This window comes from Candidatus Cardinium sp. cByotN1 (assembly GCF_022810525.1).
Taxonomy (GTDB): domain Bacteria; phylum Bacteroidota; class Bacteroidia; order Cytophagales; family Amoebophilaceae; genus Cardinium.
In genome coordinates this window covers 1-4933 of the sequence record NZ_JAACGG010000093.1, presented here as the reverse complement: position 1 = coordinate 4933, position 4933 = coordinate 1, and the positions used below count along the sequence as shown (strand labels likewise).

Annotated in this window: 3 protein-coding genes; 2 read left to right on the top strand and 1 reads right to left on the bottom strand. The window is 35.7% G+C overall.

Annotated elements, in window-relative coordinates; genetic code table 11:
- The coding region (locus MUW73_RS02710) for a hypothetical protein (protein ID WP_243575228.1) at nt 1-1015 on the bottom strand (1015 nt) is incomplete at its 3' end.
- A gap of 581 nt (nt 1016-1596) precedes the next feature.
- Here MUW73_RS02710 and mutL point away from each other — a divergent pair.
- Nucleotides 1597-3414: a DNA mismatch repair endonuclease MutL gene (mutL, locus tag MUW73_RS02705; RefSeq protein ID WP_243017840.1), complete on the top strand. Its 1818-nt coding sequence runs from the start codon at nt 1597-1599 to the stop codon at nt 3412-3414.
- Between the two features lie 49 nt (nt 3415-3463).
- A complete protein-coding gene (locus MUW73_RS02700; protein WP_243575227.1) occupies nt 3464-4765 on the top strand; it encodes an aminopeptidase P N-terminal domain-containing protein in 1302 nt (433 codons plus the stop codon).
- Nucleotides 4766-4933 lie beyond the last annotated feature (168 nt).

Here is a 4933-nt window from a genome sequence, read left to right as displayed (position 1 = left end):
AAAAATAGTTATCCCATACCATTTTCCCATCTTCAGTATCAATTTTTAAATCATGGCTATTCGCCTTAGCATTTTTACCTTCTAATGCTAGTCTAGATTCCGTTTGTAACATCATATCAGCAGTCTGGTTGGTTTCTTTCGACTTATCTGGAGTAGCTATTTTTGCTTCAGTAGGCTGAATTGGTTTTAAGTTAGTTACCTGTGGTACTGCGCTCCTATGAACATAACTGTTGCTATACCAGCTGCTTTTAATAGAAGATCTGCTATTATTTAATAGCATCAAACGATAACGATTACCTTTTTTAATATAACCATAAGCAGCATGGCCTAATGGGTTTGCAGCAGGCTGTAAGCTGTTTCCAGCAACCGAAGCAGCACAGATTGTGCTTGTCCATTGAGTAGTATGGCTTGAGAGGTTTTTAATCAACTCAGCAAGCTTACTGGTACATAGACTGGTAGATTCTGTAAACATAAAACCTGCATGCTCCATATCTTGAAGTTTAGTCTTATCTAGCTTATTATCAAGCAATACTATACTATTTCCAAGACTATTAAGCCCTTTTATTCCATAGTCTTGAGCAGTCAAAATAGTAAAATCACCGTCATAGGTTGCTGCTAACCTATTATTTTTCTTATTCAATGGTGCTACTTCTTTTAAGAACGCATCAAATAACTTGCCATCAATCTCTATGAAGCTACTAAGTACTGCAATACTACCATCACAATAAGTTAACTTAACTTCTTGACTGGAAAAATCAATAGCTGAACAATCAACCAATGGCTTGGGAGCATAAAAAATTAGTCCTATTTTTTCAGTTTCAGGTACTATATGTTGACTGGGCATATTACATTCTACAAGACCAAGGTGGCTATCTGAATGTAAACAACTTACCAGACCTAGAATGGGCTTAGCACTATTTTTAGAAGCTATTATTTTTGTATCCTTTTCTGGCGAAATATGAGGATCCATGTTACCGCATTGACCAAAGATAAAACCAAATAAAAACGTACTCATAATTAGTAAAATGATATTTGGCCCCATCTTACGTTTGTATATTAACGAAGTTTTATTTATATTCTCTTGCATGATTCCACTTAATTTGTTTTTATTTTTTTATAAGCTACAAACCCCCTTACTTAGGTTGCTTCTTATAGCATCCCAGGTGCATTTACAATGATAGTTGCTTATCATTGTGGTCGCATCATTATTCGTTTGGTACGAGAGCTATTTTGCCAAATTTATTAAAAATAAATAGAACCAGCAAAATTATGCCCCTTATTATTTACTAGATTGCTTTGGGAGTAACGCTTCAGCTGATAATTTAAATGTCGGGCCTCTACCTAATTCTTCATATTAGACCCATTAGGCTGCATTTTTTGTCCGTTGTCTCTTTTTTCCAAATTACGTGATATAAGCCAGCTCAAAAAATCTAATAAACCAGTTAGCGAACCTTTCGTAAGGTTGTTTTATGACAAAAAAATTTTAGAGCGTTTTATTCTACTTACAAGCCATTATATTTGCAAAGTAGCTTACTTTATTGTTTTAAAGTGTGTTTAAACCTCCTAACTATGCTAATCACTTTATAGTCAGTATACATGAATACCATTCGTCTTCTTTCCGACTTACTGATTAACCAAATAGCAGCTGGGGAAGTGGTACAACGTCCTGCTTCTGTGGTAAAAGAATTAGTAGATAATGCGATAGATGCAGGAAGCAAAACCATAAAGATTGTTATAAAAGATGCCGGTAAGCAACTTATTCAAGTGATTGACGATGGTATAGGCATGGGTGCAGTAGATGCTCGAATCTGTTTTGAAAAGCATACCACTTCTAAGATTACCCATACAGATGATTTATTTAAGATCCAGACTATGGGGTTTAGAGGAGAGGCTATGGCCTCTATTGCAGCAGTAGCACAAGTAGAAATAGAAACCCGTTTACATGAAGCGCCTATTGGGATTTTTATGGTTATAGAGGGATCTAAGATCAAAAAAGAGGAAGCAATTGCTACATCACCAGGTACTAAAGTTAGTGTTAGAAATCTATTTTATAACGTTCCAGCACGGAGAAATTTCTTAAAATCTAATCCCGTAGAATTCAAACATATCTTAGAAGAGGTCCAACATGCAGCACTTGCCAGAACAGACATTGCATGGAGCCTTTACCACAATGATATGGAAATATATAAACTACAGCCAGAAAAGGTAAGCTATAGAATAGTACATCTTTTTGGAGAAAGCTATAAAAAACAATTGATCCCCTGTAAAGAAACTACTAATATAGTGGCTATAGAAGGCTATATAGGCAAACCAGAACAAGCAAAAAAAACAAGAGGAGAGCAGTTTTTATTTGTAAATCAGCGTTTTATAAAAAGTCCATTTCTAAATCATGCCATTAAAAATGCCTATGAAAGGCTCTTACCAACAGATAGCTTTCCCTTTTATGTGATTTATTTAACAATTGATCCTCAATTGATTGACATAAATGTGCATCCTACTAAAACAGAGATTAAATTTCAAGATGAAAAGGCGCTTTATGCGATTTTGCAAGCTGCGATAAAAAAAAGTTTAGCTACCCACCATGTAGTCGATTCTTTAGACTTTGAACAAGACACTAATTTTTCTCTGTTACGTTTTAGCCATCCTATCCAAATAAATCATCCTACTACAACTTCAGAAAAAGAGGGTAGCTATAAACCATTTAAAGTAGATCGTACTTCTTCAGCTTTCAGGCCACCTACCAATTGGCAAAGTTTATTTACAGATGACAAAGATAGTAGCGATCCTCTCTCACCTCCATTAAATAAAGCCTCATTAGAGAGAACGATTGAAACATCTCATCACCAACCTAATGTAGGAACAGCTATACAATTATATAGCTGTTATATTATGGTACAGGTACAATCTGGTGCACTTTTAATTGATCAGCAAGCAGCACATGAACGGGTGTTATATGATAAGTTTATAGATCACTTTCAAAATAAAAGTGGTGCATCACAACAGTTGCTGATGCCAGAACATTTAGTAGTAAATCCAGTGGACTATATGGTTTTATTAGACAATGCATCTATTTTGCGTTCATTAGGTTTTATGATTGATCCATTTGGGGAATCTACTATTATTATCCATGGCTGTCCAGCTGAACTGAACCATCATTCACCCAAACAATTACTAGAAGGACTCATAGAACAGCTCAAATGGAACAACAGTAAACATAAATTAGAAACGTCGGAGTGTTTCATTAGGGCATTGGCTAAAAAAGCTAGTATACCACATGGTACCAAACTAAATAGCCTTGAAATAGATGTTTTATTGGCACAGCTATTTTCCTCTACCAATAGTATGTACACACCAGATGGTAGAAAAGTATCGATCCTGTTATCCAAAGATACTTTGGTAACTTTTTTTAAGTAAAATAATCCAGTATTAGACTTTTAATCGGAACCTTGTAAAGACAATCCCCATGCGTTATCAACATATTGATCCAAATCTATTTATACAGAATAGAAAAAAATTAGCTATGCATCTGCAGCCCAATAGCTTGGTAGTGCTTCAGTCCAATGACTTGATGCCCAAAAATACAGATGGAACGATGCCATTTGTCCAAAACAGTGATCTGTTTTACCTTTCTGGTCTAGATCAAGAAGAGACGATTTTACTACTTTATCCAGATGCCATCAAAACCGAATGGCAAGCCATTTTATTTATAAAAGAAACAGATGCAACACTAGCTATTTGGGAAGGACATAAATATTCCCAAGAAGAAGCCAGTAGCATGAGTGGGATTACAACCATCTACTGGACTAGCCAGTTTAACCAGATCTTTCATACCCTAATGGGTTTAGTCGACTATATATACCTTAATGCCAATGAACATGTAAGGGCTAATACTCCAGTAGAAACCAGAGACAAACGTTTTATCAGCTGGTGCAAAGCGCACTATCCTTTGCACCAATATGCCCGTATTGCACCAATTATGCAAAAGCTACGTGGCATAAAAGAAGAGGCAGAAATTGGGCTTATACAAGAGGCTTGCCATATTACAGAAGCAGGCTTTCGATCGATTTTACCAAGGATTCATGCTGGATTAATGGAATATGAAATAGAAGGAAGGCTTGCCTACGAGTTTATCCGAAGAGGTTCTAGGGGGTTTGCCTATTCGCCTATCGTAGCCAGTGGTGCCAATAGTTGTATTTTACACTATATCAACAATAATAAAGCCTGCCCAGCTGGTGAGTTGCTGCTGATAGATGTAGGGGCAGAATATGCTAATTACTCAGCTGATGTAACACGGGTTATACCTATTGATGGGAAATTTACAACCAGACAAAGGCAAGTATATAATGCTGTACTACGGATTTTACAATCAGCACAAGTACTATTGCGTCCAGGGTTATCTTTTGGGGACTATAACCAAGCAATAATTGCGTTAGTAGAAAGTGAATTGATAGGACTCAAACTTATCAACGCTAAAGATATTAAAAACCAACCTAAAGGGATGCCCCTCTATAAAAAATATTTCATGCATGGTATTTCGCATCATCTGGGGCTCAGTACCCATGATCTAGGGGATTTGCATGGTACTATGGTAGCCAATATGGTTTTAACTATAGAACCTGGTATTTATATTAAAGAAGAAAATATAGGCATACGAATAGAAAATAATGTGGTAATCAGGTCAAATGGTGTGCAAAACTTAACAGAAAATATTCCTATAGAGGCAGAAGAGATAGAGGAATTAATGCATATAAAGGTCAAAGGCTAATCAAGGAGCTTTTTATAGCGTATCTGTTCAAGCAATGGCGTCAACCTAAGGAATTTTTATTGGTATCTGTTCATGAGACTGGTAAAAAATGAATTATGTAAAGCTATTTATTTATCAAGAAAAAAGTAAGAGAAAAACATTTATAATCAAATAAAAAAAATAAATAAT